The sequence below is a fragment of the Tabrizicola soli genome, from assembly GCF_015999335.1.
GTDB lineage: Bacteria > Pseudomonadota > Alphaproteobacteria > Rhodobacterales > Rhodobacteraceae > Tabrizicola > Tabrizicola soli.
In genome coordinates this window covers 37,700-53,501 of the sequence record NZ_JAEACP010000014.1, presented here as the reverse complement: position 1 = coordinate 53,501, position 15,802 = coordinate 37,700, and the positions used below count along the sequence as shown (strand labels likewise).

The 15,802-nt window shown below is 68.2% G+C and carries 17 protein-coding genes and 1 pseudogene; 9 read left to right on the top strand and 9 right to left on the bottom strand.

Going from position 1 to position 15,802, the window contains the following annotated elements:
• The first annotated feature begins 519 nt into the window (after positions 1-519).
• Positions 520-3,204 (top strand): Rne/Rng family ribonuclease, encoded by a 2,685-nt coding sequence (locus tag I7S92_RS14085; RefSeq protein ID WP_197645424.1) that lies wholly within the window; start codon positions 520-522, stop codon positions 3,202-3,204.
• A 39-nt stretch (positions 3,205-3,243) separates the two neighbouring features.
• Here the strand turns inward: I7S92_RS14085 and I7S92_RS14080 are convergent, their stop codons facing one another.
• Positions 3,244-3,474 carry a sulfurtransferase TusA family protein gene (locus I7S92_RS14080; RefSeq protein WP_197645422.1) on the bottom strand — a complete coding sequence of 77 codons (231 nt, stop codon included), beginning with the start codon at positions 3,472-3,474 and terminating at the stop codon, positions 3,244-3,246.
• A 113-nt stretch (positions 3,475-3,587) separates the two neighbouring features.
• Here I7S92_RS14080 and I7S92_RS14075 point away from each other — a divergent pair, with 113 nt between their 5' ends.
• From I7S92_RS14075 to I7S92_RS14065, 3 genes are read left to right on the top strand one after another with little or no spacing between them, the layout of a single operon-like run.
• A complete protein-coding gene (locus I7S92_RS14075; RefSeq protein WP_197645420.1) occupies positions 3,588-4,346 on the top strand; it encodes a cytochrome c biogenesis CcdA family protein in 759 nt (252 codons plus the stop codon).
• Between the two features lie 58 nt (positions 4,347-4,404).
• Positions 4,405-5,610, top strand: a complete 1,206-nt coding sequence (locus I7S92_RS14070) for a hypothetical protein (protein ID WP_354001336.1) — start codon at positions 4,405-4,407, stop codon at positions 5,608-5,610.
• Positions 5,607-6,932, top strand: coding sequence for a cytochrome P450 (locus tag I7S92_RS14065; protein WP_197645416.1), 1,326 nt, complete (start codon positions 5,607-5,609; stop codon positions 6,930-6,932). Before I7S92_RS14070 ends, I7S92_RS14065 begins: the two co-directional genes overlap by 4 nt.
• A 65-nt stretch (positions 6,933-6,997) precedes the next feature.
• Here the strand turns inward: I7S92_RS14065 and purS are convergent, their stop codons facing one another.
• Entirely contained in the window at positions 6,998-7,237 is a 240-nt protein-coding gene (gene purS, locus I7S92_RS14060) for a phosphoribosylformylglycinamidine synthase subunit PurS (RefSeq protein ID WP_197645406.1), read from the bottom strand.
• A 66-nt stretch (positions 7,238-7,303) separates the two neighbouring features.
• Positions 7,304-8,056, bottom strand: coding sequence for a phosphoribosylaminoimidazolesuccinocarboxamide synthase (locus I7S92_RS14055; protein WP_197645404.1), 753 nt, complete (start codon positions 8,054-8,056; stop codon positions 7,304-7,306).
• Between the two features lie 167 nt (positions 8,057-8,223).
• Here I7S92_RS14055 and I7S92_RS14050 point away from each other — a divergent pair, with 167 nt between their 5' ends.
• Positions 8,224-8,538, top strand: coding sequence for a DUF1476 domain-containing protein (locus tag I7S92_RS14050; protein ID WP_197645402.1), 315 nt, complete (start codon positions 8,224-8,226; stop codon positions 8,536-8,538).
• Between the two features lie 122 nt (positions 8,539-8,660).
• Positions 8,661-9,668 carry a betaine--homocysteine S-methyltransferase gene (bmt, locus tag I7S92_RS14045; RefSeq protein WP_197645400.1) on the top strand — a complete coding sequence of 336 codons (1,008 nt, stop codon included), beginning with the start codon at positions 8,661-8,663 and terminating at the stop codon, positions 9,666-9,668.
• A 74-nt stretch (positions 9,669-9,742) separates the two neighbouring features.
• On the opposite strand, the gene I7S92_RS14040 is transcribed toward bmt, so the two are convergent.
• The gene (locus I7S92_RS14040; protein ID WP_197645397.1) at positions 9,743-10,825 is read right to left on the bottom strand and encodes a PA0069 family radical SAM protein; all 1,083 of its coding nucleotides are present in this window, start codon (positions 10,823-10,825) and stop codon (positions 9,743-9,745) included.
• 170 nt (positions 10,826-10,995) lie between these two features.
• On the opposite strand from I7S92_RS14040, the gene I7S92_RS14035 reads away from it, so the two are divergent.
• The 3 genes from I7S92_RS14035 to I7S92_RS14025 all read left to right on the top strand — a co-directional run bounded on the left by I7S92_RS14035 (position 10,996) and on the right by I7S92_RS14025 (position 12,581).
• Positions 10,996-11,691 (top strand): corrinoid protein, encoded by a 696-nt coding sequence (locus I7S92_RS14035; protein WP_197645395.1) that lies wholly within the window; start codon positions 10,996-10,998, stop codon positions 11,689-11,691.
• 76 nt (positions 11,692-11,767) lie between these two features.
• Entirely contained in the window at positions 11,768-11,926 is a 159-nt protein-coding gene (locus I7S92_RS14030; RefSeq protein WP_197645393.1) for a hypothetical protein, read from the top strand.
• Between the two features lie 22 nt (positions 11,927-11,948).
• A complete protein-coding gene (locus I7S92_RS14025; protein WP_197645391.1) occupies positions 11,949-12,581 on the top strand; it encodes a DUF1638 domain-containing protein in 633 nt (210 codons plus the stop codon).
• Here I7S92_RS14025 and I7S92_RS14020 read toward each other — a convergent pair.
• The 5 genes and pseudogenes from I7S92_RS14020 to fumC form a co-directional block, all read right to left on the bottom strand.
• Positions 12,578-13,615, bottom strand: coding sequence for a zinc-dependent alcohol dehydrogenase family protein (locus tag I7S92_RS14020; protein WP_197645389.1), 1,038 nt, complete (start codon positions 13,613-13,615; stop codon positions 12,578-12,580). The two genes, I7S92_RS14025 and I7S92_RS14020, sit on opposite strands and share 4 nt — an antisense overlap.
• Positions 13,615-13,833, bottom strand: coding sequence for a ribbon-helix-helix domain-containing protein (locus tag I7S92_RS14015; RefSeq protein ID WP_197645574.1), 219 nt, complete (start codon positions 13,831-13,833; stop codon positions 13,615-13,617). The genes I7S92_RS14020 and I7S92_RS14015 overlap by 1 nt, the downstream gene beginning before the upstream one ends.
• Before the next feature lie 71 nt (positions 13,834-13,904).
• The gene (locus I7S92_RS14010; protein WP_197645387.1) at positions 13,905-14,135 is read right to left on the bottom strand and encodes an N-(5'-phosphoribosyl)anthranilate isomerase; all 231 of its coding nucleotides are present in this window, start codon (positions 14,133-14,135) and stop codon (positions 13,905-13,907) included.
• Positions 14,136-14,265: 130 nt separating this feature from the next.
• Positions 14,266-14,352 (bottom strand): annotated as a pseudogene (locus tag I7S92_RS23500) (DUF4169 family protein); the annotation flags it as partial.
• Complete coding sequence (gene fumC / locus I7S92_RS14000; protein ID WP_197645386.1) at positions 14,352-15,746, bottom strand: class II fumarate hydratase; 1,395 nt, start codon at positions 15,744-15,746, stop codon at positions 14,352-14,354. The gene fumC and the pseudogene I7S92_RS23500, both read right to left, overlap by 1 nt.
• Positions 15,747-15,802: the final 56 nt, after the last annotated feature.

Below are 15,802 nucleotides of genomic sequence, written 5' to 3'. Positions count from 1 at the left end.
CGTCGCCAGGACTTGTCCGCGCCTGACGGGGCCGCTCGTCGATGACTTCGTCACTCCTCGCCGTCGCCAACCGACGAGGAGACGAAGTCGAACGAGGAGGGGTCCGGACCCGTCTCGATGCGACCTCGCGCCAGGCGGGAGGCGAAATTCGTCATTGCTCTTGCCCCTTTTTTGCCTTTAGGGTCGCAGAAAGGCGGTCTGACCGCCCCAGGAATTCTCTCCCCTTCTGTTGGATGCGCATATTCGTGTCTCGTTCGGGGAGCCGGATCGACCGCAAGGTTGTGCACATTGCCTGCAAGTCCCTGGATTTGCCGGCTTTCAGAGGTGAGGGGCTGTTCTGGCCCTTCAGATGTAAACCGCGATGAGGCGCGCGAGCACAGATAGCACGGCAGGAGTCCGCCCCCTGGGCCGGACAACCGCGCTTGCGCCCGCCGTCCGCGCCCAGACAAGCCGCCCCGTCCGTTTCCTTCCCGCTGGTCCGCCAGGGGGTCTCTTGCGCCCGGGGCGCAATGGACAAACATGTCAAGAAAGATGCTTATCGACGCCACCCATTCCGAGGAAACCCGGGTGGTCGTGGTCGACGGGAACAAGGTCGAGGAATTCGACTTCGAGACCGTAAACAAGCGCCAGCTGGCCGGGAACATCTACCTGGCCAAGGTGACGCGGGTCGAGCCCTCCCTGCAGGCGGCCTTCGTGGAATATGGCGGCAACCGCCACGGCTTCCTGGCCTTTGCCGAAATCCACCCGGATTACTACCAGATCCCGGTCGCCGACCGTAAGGCGCTGATCGAGGAGGAGCGGGCGATGGCCCGCGCCGAGGAAGAGGAAGAAAACCGCCGCTCGCGTCGCCGTCCGGCGCGGCCGCAGGCAAGGGCCGAGGCCGCAAAGCCCGACGAGGCGGTGGTGGAAGGCCCGGCCGGGATGGATGTGGTCGATCTGGGCGAGGACGAGGCCGATGGCGCTGTCCTGGTCGAGACCGCGGATCTCGCTCCCCGGGCGGTCGAGGTGGCCGAGGAACCTGCGGCCGAGCGCAATGACTCTGGCGAGGACGGGTTCTACCAGGCGGTGGACCACGCCAGCGAGACCGACGACGAGATCGAATCGATCGCCGAGGAAGATGTCGCCGAGGAGATCGCCCAGCCGCGTCGCCCGCGCGCCCGGCGCTACAAGATCCAGGAAGTGGTCAAGGTCCGGCAGATCATGCTGGTCCAGGTGGTGAAGGAGGAGCGCGGCAACAAGGGCGCGGCGCTGACCACCTATCTCAGCCTCGCGGGCCGCTATTGCGTGCTGATGCCGAACACTGCGCGCGGCGGCGGGATTTCCCGCAAGATCACCAATGCGGTGGACCGTAAGAAGCTGAAGGAGATCGCGGGCGAGATCGAGGTGCCGGAAGGCGCCGGCCTGATCATCCGCACCGCCGGGGCCAAGCGCACCAAGCCCGAGATCAAGCGCGATTACGAATATCTGATGCGGCTCTGGGAGCAGATCCGCGAGCTAACGCTGAAGTCGATCGCCCCGGCCAAGATCTATGAGGAAGGCGACCTGATCAAGCGCACGATCCGCGACCTTTACAGCCGCGAGATCGAGGAGGTCCTGGTCGAGGGCGAGGCCGGCTATCGCACCGCCAAGGACTTCATGCGGATGATCATGCCGAGCCATGCCAAGCAGGTGATCCGCTACAACGAGCCGACGCCGCTCTTCGCGAAATACCAGGTCGAGGGCTATCTCGGCGGGATGTTCAACCCGGTGGTGCAACTGAAGTCCGGCGGCTACATCGTGATCGGCGTCACCGAGGCACTGGTGGCGATCGACGTGAACTCAGGTCGGGCGACCAAGGAAGGCTCGATCGAGGAGACGGCGCTGAAGACCAACCTGGAGGCCGCCGACGAGGTGGCGCGCCAGCTGCGTCTGCGCGACCTCGCCGGCCTGATCGTCGTCGACTTCATCGACATGGAGGAGCGGAAGAACAACGCCGCGGTCGAGAAGCGCCTGAAGGAGAAGCTCAAGACCGACCGGGCACGGATCCAGGTCGGGCGGATCTCGGGCTTCGGCCTCTTGGAGATGAGCCGGCAGCGGTTGCGGCCGGGGATGCTGGAATCGACGACCCAGCCCTGCCCGCATTGCCATGGCACCGGCCTGATCCGGTCGGATGATTCGATGGCGCTGCAGGTCCTGCGCGCGCTGGAAGAGGAGGGCACCCGGAAGCGGTCGAAGGAGGTTCTCCTGAAGGCCCCGGTCGGGATCGTGAACTACCTGATCAACCAGAAGCGCGAACATGTGGCGCTGATCGAGGCGCGCTACGGGATGTCCGTGCGGATCGAGGCGGACCCGATGCTGGTCAGCCCGGATTACTCGATCGAGAAGTTCAAGACCGCGCTGCGCGTGGTGCCGGAGACGCCGGTGATCTCGGGCCATGCCGGGCTGATGGGTGCGCCCGTCGACGAGGAGGACGAGGATCTGGTCGACGAGATCCTTGAGGAAGAGGTCGATGAGGTGGCCGAGGCCGAGGCGGCTCCGGTTGCTGCCGAGGGGGGGGAGCCGGGCAAGAAGAAGCGCCGGCGTCGGCGGCGGCGGCGGAATGGCCAGCGCGAGGGCGGTCCGAACGGGGCCGAGGCCGCGCAGGACGGGGCCGAGGAGGACGGGGCCGAGGAGGATGAGGACGAGGGCGAGGTGAGCGAAGCCCCGGCCGAGGTCGTCGAGGCCGCGCCGATCGAGCCGGTCGAGGTGGTGGCCGAGGCCCCCGCCACGCCGAAGCGCACCCGCGCGCCGCGCGGGAAGAAGGCGGCGGAGGCCGTGGCTCCCGAGGCTGTCGTGGCGGAACCGGAAACCATGGTTGCCGAGACGCCGGCCGAAGTCCTCGCCGAGGAGGTGAAGCCTGCGCCTAGGAAGCGGGCCTCGCGGGCGAAGAAGGTCGAGGCCGAGGCGGCGGCAGCTCCTGCGGCGGCTCCTGCGGCCAAGGCGCCGCGCAGCCGGTCCAGAGCGAAGGCGGCGGAAGCCGCGCCTGCGCCGGAGCCGGAAGCCGCGGTCGAGGCTGCACTAGAACAACCGAAGCTTGCGGTCGATCCGGGGATGACCGCCACGGCCGAGACCGTGGTGCCCGATCCGGCCGAGGCCGCGGCGCCGGTCGAGGCCGCGCCGGAGCCGGAGGCCGAGGACGGGCCGCCGAAGCCGAAGCGCAAGGGCTGGTGGTCGCTGGGCCGCTGATGTCAGGAAGGGGGCGGCCGCCGGGCCGCCCTTTTCTTTTCAGCCGCGGCGGATCAGGTGCAGCGCGACCGCACCCTCTTCGCGGCAGCCGAGATAGGCGTGCCCGGACTGGGCGCAGAAATGCGGCAGGTCCACCGCCGCCATCGCATCGGTCGCCCGGACGCAAAGCACATGACCCGGCGCCATCGCCATAAGCCGCTTGCGCGCCCGCAAGACCGGCAGGGGGCAGAGGAGCCCCTCGCAATCCACGATCTCGTTCCAGTCCGTCATGCGCCGGGGTGTAGCCCTGCTGCGCCACTCCCGCAAGCGGCACGCGGATGTGACGCCGCGCCCCGGTGACGCGGGCGGCGAAAGCGGCTATCCGGATGGGGAAGGAGTGCCCCATGTTCGGAATCGAGATCATCGACGCAGCCCTGATGCCCGCGATGCTGGTGGCGCTTCTGGCGGGTGTGCTGTCCTTCCTCTCGCCTTGCGTCTTGCCGATCGTGCCGCCCTACCTGGCCTATATGGGTGGGATCAGCATGGGCGAGATGACCGGCCAGGGCGCGGCGCGGCGGCGGGTGATCCTGCCCGCGCTGTTCTTCGTGCTGGGGCTGTCGACGATCTTCCTGCTTCTGGGCTTCACCGCCTCGGCCTTCGGGACTTTCGTACTGAACAACCAGGTGCTTCTGGCCCGGATTTCGGGCGTGGTGGTCATCGTTTTCGGCCTGCATTTCCTGGGCATCTTCCGCATCCCGCTTCTGGACCGCGAGATGCGCATGGACGCGGGCGAGCAGGGCGGCGGCGCGCTTGGCGCCTATGTGCTGGGGCTGGCCTTCGCCTTCGGCTGGACGCCTTGCATCGGCCCGCAGCTGGGCGCGATCCTGTCGCTGGCCGCGCAGGAGGGCAGCATGGAACGCGGCACGCTGCTTCTGGGCGTCTATGCGCTGGGGCTGGGGCTGCCCTTCCTGCTGGCGGCGGTTTTCATCGAAAGATCAATGACCCTGATGGCGAAGCTCAAGCGGCACATGAAGCTGATCGAGCGGCTGATGGGTAGCCTCCTGATCCTTGTCGGGCTGGCGCTGGTGACCGGGGCCTTCACCGATTTCAGCTACTGGATGCTGGAGACCTACGAGTTTCTGGGCCTGCCCCTGCCGGGCTGAGGGCGCTTTTCCTTTGCCGGCCTTGCGGTAAGGTGGCGCGTGGTTGACGGGTAGACTGGTGTTGGACGGTACAGGCGAGAGCGAGGGGCAGGCAGGCGTCTTCCGGCGCCGGGTGCTGTACATTCCGGGCTATGATCCCTTCCCGCCGCGCCGCTACCGTGAGCTTTACCGCAAGGAGGGCGCGGCGCAGGCCTCGATCTCGGGCTATGCGCTGACGGTCGAGGGCCGGGGCGGACCCGACTATGGTTGGCGGGTGCGCAGCGACATGGGCCGGCCGGCCGAGACCTGGGTCGAGGTGCTGGTCTGGTCCGACCTCGTGCGCCGGTCGATGGGACGGGGGATCCCTGGCACCTATCTTCTGCTGGCGCGGACGGCCTGGGTCTATCTGGCCTCGGGCGCGCTGGGACGGCTGGTGCGGCTGCGCAAGGGGCCGATGATCGCGGCCCTGTATCCGGCTGTGCTCTTGCTGCTGCAACTGGTCGTGGCGCTGCTGGCGGGGGCGCTGGTGCTGTGGCTGGTGCCATGGGCGGGGGTGGGCTGGCTGCTGGCGGCGGGCATGGTCTGGGCGGTGTTGGAGGGGTTCCGGCGGCTGGACCGGCGGCTTTTCGTCTATTACCTGATGCACGACTATGCCTTCACGGCGATGGCGCGCGGGGCCTGGCCGGTGGCGCTGGAGGAGCGGCTGGCGCAGTTCCGGGCGCGGCTTCGGGCGGCGCTGGCGACGGGCGTGGACGAGGTGTTGGTGGTCGGACATTCCTCGGGCGTGCATCTGGCGGTCTCGGTGCTGGCCGGGCTGATCCGCGAGGGGATGCCGCGGGGCCCGGCGCTGGGGTTCCTGAGCCTGGGGCAGGTGGTGCCGATGGCCTCGTTCCTGCCGGGGGCGGCGCGACTGCGGGGCGACCTGCGCTATCTCTCGGCGAGTGAGGAACTGACCTGGGTCGACGTGACTGCGCCGGGGGATGGCTGCACCTTTGCGCTCTGCGATCCGGTGGCGGTCAGCGGGGTCGCGCCGGAGGGTCAGAGATGGCCGCTGGTGATCTCGGCCGCCTTCAGCCTAACGCTGAGCGCGGAGAGGTGGCGAGCGTTGCGGTGGCGGTTCTTCCGGCTGCATTTCCAGTATCTCTGCGCCTTCGACCGGCCGGGGGACTACGATTATTTCCGCATCACCGCCGGGCCGGTGACGCTGGCGGAGCGGTTCCGGGGCCGCAGGCCCTCGGCCGGCCGTATCGACCGGGCGCTGTCGCCGTTCAGGGACGTGGCATGATCCCGCCGAAGCCCACGCCGCGGGCGGACCGGGTCTCGCTTCTGGGGCATCTCAGGGCCTTCCGGCGGGATATCCTCTCGGCCCAGCCGGCGCGGCTGTATCGGGCCTGGATGGCCGAGTTCCGCACGCCCTTCTTCGAGAGCTACCTCTGCAACGATCCGGCGCTGGTGCGGCGGGTGCTGGACGGGCGGCCGGGGGATTTCCCGAAGTCGAGCCGGGTGACCGAGGGGCTGCGGCCCTTGCTGGGCCGGTCGGTCTTCGTCACCAACGGCGAGGAATGGCTGCGCCAGCGGCGGATCATCGACCCGGCCTTCGAGGGCGGGCGGGTGAAGGAGGCGTTCCCGGCGATCTGGGCGGCGAGCGAGGCGGCGGTGGCGCGGATGGAGCCGGGCGAGGTCGAGGTGGAGCTGGCGGCCAGCCATGCGGCGGCGGATGTGATCTTCCGCACGCTGTTCTCGATCCCGATCGAGGATGCGGTGGCGCAGGCGGTGTTCCATGAGTTCCGCGCCTATCAGCACAGTGCGCCGATCCTGAACCTGGGGGCCTTCCTGCCGCTGCCGCGCTGGATGCCGCGGCTGCGCCGGCGGGCGACGCTGCGCGCGGCGCGGGCGATCCGGGGGCTGATCCAGGGACTGACGGCCGGGCGGGCGGCGGCGATCGCCGAAGGGCGGGCGCCGCGGGATCTGGCGACGAAGATCATGACGACGCCGGACCCGGTGACGGGAACGCCCTTCGGCACGGCGGAGATGGTGGACCAGGTGGCGATCTTCTTCCTGGCCGGGCACGAGACCAGCGCCTCGGCCCTGGGCTGGGCACTGTATCTGCTGGCGGCAAACCCCGGGGCGCAGGAGCGGGTGGCGGCGGAGGCGGCGGCGCTTCGTCCGGAGTTCGGGGTCATGGGATCGCTGCGGTTTACCCGCGACGTGTTCCGCGAGGCGTTGCGGCTCTACCCGCCGGTGCCGATGCTGGTGCGCGAGGCGGCGGGGCCGGAAGCGTTCCGGGGGCGACAGGCGAAGCGGGGGGCGCAGGTGGTGATCAGCCCCTGGCACCTGCACCGGCATGAGCGGCTGTGGGAGCGGCCGGACGAGTTCGATCCGGACCGCTGGGCGGGGGAGGTGCCGCAGGGGGCCTACCTGCCGTTCTCTCGCGGCGCAAGGGTCTGTCCGGGGGCGGGGTTCGCGATGCTGGAGGGCACGCTGATGCTGGCGCATCTGGTGCGGGCGTTCCGTTTCGAAGCGCTAGAGGCGCGCGCGCCGGTGCCGGTGGCGCATCTGACGGTGCGGGCACGGGACGGAATCTGGCTGCGGGTGGCGCGGCGGTAGGCTGGGCGATATTGCCCGGCTTGCGAGGCGCAGGGCAGGGTGGGTGATTCACCCACCCTGCAAGGTCACAGGATCTCGACCCGGTAGCTTTCGATGACGGTGTTGGCGAGCAGCTTCTCGCACATCGCCTTGACCTCGGCCTCGGCCTTGGCTGCATCGGTCTCGGCCAGGTCGAGCTCGATCACCTTGCCCTGCCGCACCCCGTTCACGCCCTGGAAGCCGAGGGAGCCGAGCGCGTGGCGCACGGCCTCGCCCTGGGGATCAAGGACGCCGGTCTTCAGCATGACGGTGACACGGGCTTTCATCGGGGGGCCTCCGGGGATGGTTTGGCCGGTCCTTAGCGAAGGGCCGGGCCACGGGCAAGGGCGGGTTCAGTTGATCAGCGTGGGCTTCGTCGTATGGGTGACGTTCGAGGGCATCACGCCCAGCCGCCGCGCCAGTTCCGTATAGACGTCCGCCAGCGGCTGCGGTTCGGGGGCCGAGCCGTCGGGCCGTTCGGGCAGGCGCATGTCCCACAGGCGGCAGCTGTCGGGGCTGATCTCGTCGGCGACGATCAGGCGCATGAAATCGCCCTCCCAGATCCGGCCGACCTCGATCTTGAAATCCGCGAGCCGGATGCCGACGCCCATCATCACGCCCGAGAGGAAATCGTTCACCCGCAGGGCCAGCGCCACGATGTCGTCGAGGTCCTGCTGGTTGGCCCAGCCGAAGGCGACGATGTGCTCCTCGGCCACAAGGGGCGAATTCAGGCGGTCGTCCTTGTAGTAGTATTCCACGATCGGCCGGGGAAGCTGCGTGCCCTCGGGGATGCCGAGCCGTGCGGTCATCGGCCCGGCCGAGAAATTGCGCACCACGACTTCCAGCGGGACGATCTCGGCCATGCGCACGAGCTGCTCGCGCATGTTCAGCCGGCGGATGAAATGCGTCGGCACGCCGATCTGGTTCAGCCCGGCCATGAAGAACTCGGACAGGCGGTTGTTCAGGACGCCCTTGCCTTCCAGCGTGGCCGGGGCGGCGACGGTGGGGGCGCTGTCGTCCTTGAAATACTGGATCAGCGTTCCGGGTTCGGGGCCTTCGTAAAGGATCTTCGCCTTGCCTTCGTAGACCTTCTTGCGCCGTGCCATGCCTGCTCCGCCAACGGGTCCCCGCATGGGGCCGATGGTCCCGGGGGTGTTCCCTTGGCCTATAGTCCAAGGGTGGCCCTGTCGCAAGGCGCGAGGGCCCGCATGGGGGCTTGCGGCATGGCCGGGGGAGGGGCATATGGGAGGAAACGCCAACCTTGGGGGCCCCCATGACCACCTTCGACGATCGCGAAACCGCCTTCGAGGCCAAGTTTGCCCATGACAGCGAGATGCAGTTCCGGGCCGAGGCGCGCCGGAACAAGCTGGTGGGTCTCTGGGCCGCCGGGCTGATGGGCAAGACCGGGGAAGCCGCCGACGCCTATGCGCTGGACGTGGTGAGTGCCGACTTCGAGGAAGCGGGCGACGAGGATGTGGTGCGCAAGGTCGTGGCCGATCTCGCCGGCAAGGCCAGCGCGGACGAGGTGCGGGCCAAGCTGAAGGAGCTTCTGCCGGTGGCCAAGGCGCAGCTGCTGGCCGAACTCTGACCCCCGGCCCGGCGCCAAGTTGCGGCCGGGCGCAAGTCGACATGCGGATTATGAAATTGCCCTTGCCCCGGTGACGTGGCAAGGGTTTCGTCATGCTTAGCCAATCGAAGGGCCCTGACCGAATGACCGACGCGCTTTCCCGGATGCTTGCCGACCGCGACTGGCTGATGGCCGACGGGGCCACGGGCACCAACCTGTTCAACATGGGGCTTTCCTCGGGCGAGCCGCCGGAACTGTGGAACGTCGACAAGCCCGACAACATCCGCCAGCTGTATCGAGGCGCGGTCGAGGCCGGATCGGACCTGTTCCTGACCAATACCTTCGGCGGCAATGCCGCGCGGCTGAAGCTGCACAACGCGCAAGGCCGGGTGCGCGAGCTGAACCGGATCGGCGCGGAACTGGGGCGCGAGATCGCCGATGCGGCGGGCCGGCCGGTGGTGGTCGCGGGGTCGGTCGGTCCGACGGGCGAGATCTTCGAGCCGATGGGCAGCCTGACCCATGCCACAGCGGTCGAGATCTTCCACGAACAGGCCGAGGGGCTGAAGGAGGGCGGCGCCGATGTCCTCTGGGTCGAGACGATCAGCGCGCCCGAGGAATTCAAGGCGGCGGCCGAGGCCGCAGCACGGGCGGGGATGCCTTGGTGCGGCACCATGAGTTTCGACACGGCGGGCCGGACGATGATGGGCGTGACCTCGGCCGCGCTGGCCGAACTGGTGGAGAAGCTGCCGAATCCACCGATCGCCTTCGGCGCGAATTGCGGCGTGGGGGCGAGCGACCTGATGCGCACTGTGCTGGGCTTTGCCTCGACGGGGACGGCGCGGCCGATCATCGCCAAGGGCAATGCCGGGATCCCGAAATACCATGACGGCCATATCCATTACGACGGCACGCCGGAGCTGATGGCGGAATATGCGGTGCTGGCGCGGGATGCGGGCGTGCGGATCATAGGCGGCTGCTGCGGCACTATGCCCGAGCATCTGCGCGCGATGCGCCAGGCGCTGGAGACCCGGCCCAAGGGGCCGCGCCCGACGCTGGAGGATATCTCGGCCAAGCTGGGCGGCTTCTCCTCGGCCTCGGATGGCACGGGCGAGGGCGAGCCTCGGCGCGAACGGCGCGGCCGGCGGGGGTAGGGCGGGGCGCGGGCCAAAATCCTTCGAAGGATTTTGCAAATCTTTTCGAAAAGATTTGCGCCCGGCCGCGGCGGTCAGAAGAGCGACAACTGGTCCCCGGGCCGTGGCGGCGGGGCGAAAAGGTCGGTGCGCAGGGGCGCAAGACCCTCGGCCATGCCGAGCCTTCGGCGCGCGAGATCGGCGCGGCGGTGGATCAACTCGGCCCAGAGGCCCTGGCCGCGCATCCTCTTGCCGAAGTCTGGGTCATAGTCGCGCCCGCCGTGCAACTCGCGCACCCGGCCCATGACCCGGGCGGCGCGGTCGGGGAAGGTCGTTTCGAGCCAGTCGCGGAAGAGCCCCGCCACTTCCTGCGGGAGGCGCAGGGGGATGGCGTTGGCCTGCCGCGCGCCAGCATCACGGGCGGCCTGCATCACGGCCTCGAGCTCATGGTCGGTCAGGGCTGGAATCAGCGGCGAGACCTGGACCCGGACCGGGATACCCGCGGCCGCGAGCGCCCGGATGATCTGCAGCCGCCTGGCGGGGGCAGGGGCGCGCGGCTCCATCCGCCGGGCGAGGCCCGCGTCGAGGGTGGTGACCGAGACCGAGACCGAGGCGAGGCCCTGCGCGGCCAGGGGGGCGATCAGGTCGATGTCACGCTCGACCAGCGTGCCGCGCGTGGTGATCCAGACCGGGTGGCGGAAGGCCGAAAGCACGGTCAGGATCTCGCGCATCAGGCCGTGCTCGCGCTCCACCGGCTGGTAGGCGTCGGTGTTGGTGCCGATGGCCACCGGCGCGACCTTGTAGGCGGGGCGGCGGAGTTCATGGTCGAGGACGGCGGCGATGCCGGGACGGGCGATCAGCCTTGTCTCGAAATCGAGGCCGGGGGAGAGGTTGAGCCAGGCATGGGTCGGGCGGGCGAAGCAGTAGATGCAGCCATGCTCGCAGCCGCGATAGGGGTTGATCGAGCGGTCGAAGGGCACGTCCGGTGAGCGGTTGAAGGTCAGGGCCGAACGCGGACGTTCCAGCCGGACCTCGGTCGCAACCAGCCGTTCCTCCTCGGACAGGTCCCAGCCGTCGTCGAAGGCGTCCTGCGTCACCGCCTCATACCGGCCGGCGCGATTGCTGCCGGCCCCCCGCGCCCGCAGGCACCGGCCGGGAAGGATGCTGCTGTCGCTCATGACGCAACTCTAGAACAAAACAAGAACAAAAGCCAGCACTTTCCCGCCCGCCCCAACCATCTGTCGGCTTTCTGTCGGCTTTCATTCGGTGTATGTCGTTTGGCGAATAGTGAGCGGCCGGGTTTGCGGCCATTCACGGGGACAAGATCCTTCCGCTTGGAGCGCGCGCCATGGCCGACGACGAAATCATCCTCTCCGAATTGTCGGATGACGAGCTTGTGCTGCAGATGCACGACGACCTTTACGACGGTCTCAAGGAAGAGATCGAAGAAGGCGTCAACATCCTGATCGAGCGCGGCTGGACGCCCTATGACGTCCTGACCAAGGCGCTGGTCGCCGGCATGACCATCGTCGGCGCCGACTTCCGCGACGGCATCCTTTTCGTGCCGGAAGTGCTGCTGGCGGCGAACGCGATGAAGGCGGGGATGCAGATCCTGAAACCGCTTCTGGTCGAGACCGGGGCGCCGCGCATGGGCAAGATGGTGATCGGCACCGTCAAGGGCGACATCCACGACATCGGCAAGAACCTTGTCGCGATGATGATGGAAGGCGCGGGCTTCGAGGTCGTGGACCTGGGCATCAACAACGCGGTCGAGAAATATCTGGAAGCGCTGGAGAAGGAGCAGCCCGACATCCTGGGCATGTCTGCGCTTCTGACCACCACGATGCCCTACATGAAGGTCGTGATCGACACGCTGAAGGAAAAGGGCATGCGCGAGGACTATGTCGTCCTGGTCGGCGGGGCCCCGCTGAACGAGGAGTTCGGCAAGGCGATCGGCGCCGACGCCTATTGCCGCGACGCCGCCGTGGCGGTGGAGACTGCCAAGCAGTTCGTGGCGCGCAAGCACAACCAGCTCGGCGCCTGACGCACGGCGCTGTGATCCGGCCGGGGCTTGTCCCTGGCCGGGTCAGGGCACAGATTGGTGGCAAGGGGGACACGCCATGCCGCTGACGCATTTCCTGGGACTGATCGCGCTGGTGATTCTCGCCGCCGCCCTGACCCTCTGGCTGGCCTTCCATACCGGCCTTCCCTTCGTGGCGCTGATGTTCGCGGCGCTTTCGGCCAGCGTGATCCTGGCCTGGACGCGGGTCAGCCGCTGACCTGCCCGTCGCGGGGTGATCCATGGATGATCTGACGCTTTCGGAAACCGGCCTGGCGCCGCAGCGCGCGGGCCGCATCCTGCTGATCGCCTGCGGGGCGCTGGCGCACGAGATCCTGGCGCTGAAGGCCGCGAACGGCTGGACGCATATCGACCTGCAATGCCTGCCGGCGAACCTGCACCTCTGGCCGGACCGGATCCCGCCTGCGGTCGAGGCGGCGGTGGACGAGGCGCGCGGGCGCTACGAGACGGTCTTCGTCGTCTATGCCGATTGCGGCACCGGGGGCCTTCTGCAGGAGAAATGCCGCGAGCTGGGCGTCGAGATGGTCGCGGGCCCGCATTGCTATTCCTTCTTCGAGGGCAACGCGGTTTTTGCCGAGCACGCCGACAGCGAGTTCGACGCTTTCTACCTGACCGATTTCCTGGTGCGCCAGTTCGATGCCTTCGTCTGGCGGCCGATGGGCCTCGACCGGCACCCCCAGTTGCGGGACATGTATTTCGGCAACTACCGCAAGCTGGTCTATCAGGCGCAGCGGGACGACCCGGCGCTGGACCTGAAGGCGCGCGACTGCGCCGCGCGTCTGGGGCTGGAGTACGAGCGGCGGTTCACCGGCTATGGCGACCTGGCGGTGACGCTGGCCGAGGTGGCCCGTTAGCCGGCGAAATCGGTGATGACCGCGACTCCGGGGGCGGTGGGGCCGTCGAAGGCGCGCAGTTCCTCGGTCGCCTGGCTTAGGGCGACGGTGCGGGCGACGATCGGGGACACGTCGATGCGGCCGGTCTCGATCAGGGAAAGCAGCGTCGGATAGCGCCAGGCAGGCATGCCGCGGGTGCCGAAGGCGGCCAGTTGCCGCATGTAGAGCGTGTTCATGTCGATCCGCATCTCTGCGGTATGGCCGACCGGCAGGCCGACCTGGACATGGCGGCCCAGCGGGCGCAGGCATTTCAGCGAGTTGTTGGCCGTGGCCTCGATCCCCAGCGCCTCGACGCTGACATGGGCGCCGCCGCCGGTCAGGTCGACGATCCGGGCGGCCACATCGCCGTCGCGCGCGTCGAATGCGGCCTCGGCGCCCAGCGACAGGGCATGGGCCAGCTTCTCGGGCACCACATCCACCACGATCACCCGCGCGCCGAGCGCCTTGCCGATGAGCAGGCAGGAAAGCCCGATCCCGCCGGTGCCGTGGACGGCGAGCCATTCTCCGGCTTGCAGCGCGGCGCGGCCGGTGAGGGCGTGGAAGGCGGTGGTGACGCGGCAGCCGAGGCCTGCGGCGAGGGCGGGCGAGAGGCTATCGGGCAGGCGGGTCAGGTTGTGGGCGTGGGGGACCGAGACATATTCGGCATAGGCGCCGCGGTCGCCGAAGCCGGGCACGCGCTGCGCCCGGCAGGTGGTGGTCTGGCCCGACCGGCACTCGGGACAGTCGCCGCAGGCAAGGATGAAGGGGGCGATGACCCGATCGCCCTTGCGCCACTTTGCCAAGGGGCCGGCCTCGACCACCTCGCCGCAATATTCGTGGCCGGGGATGTCGCCGGGTGTGACCTTCGGATGCTCGCCGACCCAGCCGTGCCAGTCAGAGCGGCAGATGCCACAGGCGAGCGTCTTCAGGACCACGCCGTCGGCCTCGCAGACCGGGTCGGGGACGGAATCGAGGCTCAGGGGTTCACGATAGGCACGAAGGACGGCGGCGCGCATCAGGGTCTCCGGTAATGGTTCAGGCAGAAGACCCGGATCGCCGAGGCGAGGCCTTCCTCTCCGCGACGCAACGCGTCGATTTCGGCGGCCAGGGCGTTGAGGGGGGTCGCTCGTTCGGCGGCGATGGTGCGGAAGGCGTCCCAGAACTCCGGTTCGAGCGAGACGCTGGTGCGGTGGCCGTGGAGGGTGAGCGAGTGCTTGGCGGGGCGGGTGGTCATGGTGGAAGGGTAGCGCAACGCTGCGACGATTTTGCAAATCTTTTCGAAAAGATTTGCGCACGGCCGCACTGTCAGGCGAGGACGTGGACGGGTTCCCGGTTGCAGAAGATGATAAACTGACCCGCATTTTCGACCACGCGAAAGCCGCGACGCAGGACTTCGTGAAGAAAACGTTCGCGGCCGACCAGTCGTTCCACATCGCTGACCTTGCGTCTGACGGTTCCGCCTTCGGCCACGCTTTTTGCCGAGAAAAGATGGACGATCCATTTCTCGGGCGAGATCACTTCGGGCAAATGGGACATCGGCGCACCTCCTGCGCGCAGCCTGCCCGAACTGCGTTAAGCGGAGGTTACTCCGTATCGCGCTTGTGCCCGTCCAGCGTGCGTGCGGCCTTGTCGTTCCGCGCCTGCTCCAGTTCCCGGTCCGGCCATGCTTCGCGGCATTGGCGTCCGCCGCGACGCGGGCGGCCTTGCGGGCCGCCTGCTTCTTCGCCTGCCGCAGGTTGACGAGCTCGGCCATCAGCCCTTGGGACCCACCATGTCCTCGGGCCGCACGATGCGGTCGAAGGTCTCGCTGTCGACAAATCCCAGCGCGATGGCCTCTTCCCTGAGCGTCGTGCCGTTCCGGTGCGCGGTCTTCGCGACCTTGGTCGCGTTGTCGTAGCCGATGGTCGGGGCCAGCGCCGTCACCAGCATCAGGCTTTCCTTCATCAGCCGGTCTATCCGCGCCACGTTCGCCTGCGTTCCCACCACCATGTTGTCGGTGAAGCTGCCCGCCGCGTCGCCCAGAAGCTGGATCGACTGCAGCACGTTGTAGCTCATCATCGGGTTGTAGACGTTCAGTTCGAAATGCCCCTGGCTGCCGGCGAAGCCCACGGCGGCGTCGTTGCCCATGACATGGGCGCAGACCATGGTCAGGGCTTCGGCCTGGGTGGGGTTGACCTTTCCCGGCATGATCGAGGAGCCGGGCTCGTTCTCCGGCAGGATCAGTTCGCCCAAGCCCGAGCGCGGGCCGGAGCCGAGGAGGCGGAGGTCGTTGGCGATCTTGAACAGCGACCCGGCCACGGTCTTCAGCGCGCCCGAGAACATGACCATCGCGTCATGCGCGGCCAGCGCCTCGAACTTGTTCGGGGCGGTGACGAAGGGCAGGCCGGTGATTTCGGCGATCGCGGCCGCGACGCGGGCGTCGAAGCCGACGCGGGTGTTCAGGCCGGTGCCGACGGCGGTGCCGCCCTGGGCAAGCTCGTAGATGTCGGGCAGGCAGGCCTTGACGCGGGCGATGCCCTTGTCGACCTGGGTGGCGTAGCCCGAGAATTCCTGGCCCAGCGTCAGCGGGGTCGCGTCCTGAGTATGGGTGCGGCCGATCTTGATGATGTCCTTGAACTCGTTGGACTTCGCCCAGAGCGCCTTGGACAGCTTCTCCAGCCCCGGGATCAGGACGTCGCGCGTGTGCATCCCGATCGCCACATGCATCGCGGTCGGGAAAGTGTCGTTCGAGGACTGGCCCATGTTCACATGGTCGTTCGGATGCACCGGCTTTTTCGAGCCCTTCACGCCACCCAGCATCTCGATGGCGCGGTTCGAGATCACCTCGTTCGCGTTCATGTTCGACTGGGTGCCGGACCCGGTCTGCCAGACCACCAGCGGGAAGTTGTCGTCGAACCTGCCCTCGATCACCTCGGTCGCGGCGGCCAGGATGGCGTTGCCCAGCTCGGCCGGGAGGTCGCCCTGCGCCATGTTGACCCGGGCGCAGGCCTTCTTGATCACGCCGAGAGCGCGGATGATCGGAACCGGCTGGCGCTCCCAGCCGATGGGAAAGTTGATGATCGACCGCTGGGTCTGTGCGCCCCAGTATTTGTCGGCGGGAACCTCGAGCGGGCCAAAGCTGTCGGTTTCGGTACGGGTCGCAGTCATCGGAATCTCCTCGCAAGCTCTGTCCGCCCCTTAGCGCCGGGGGGCGGCGAAAGCAA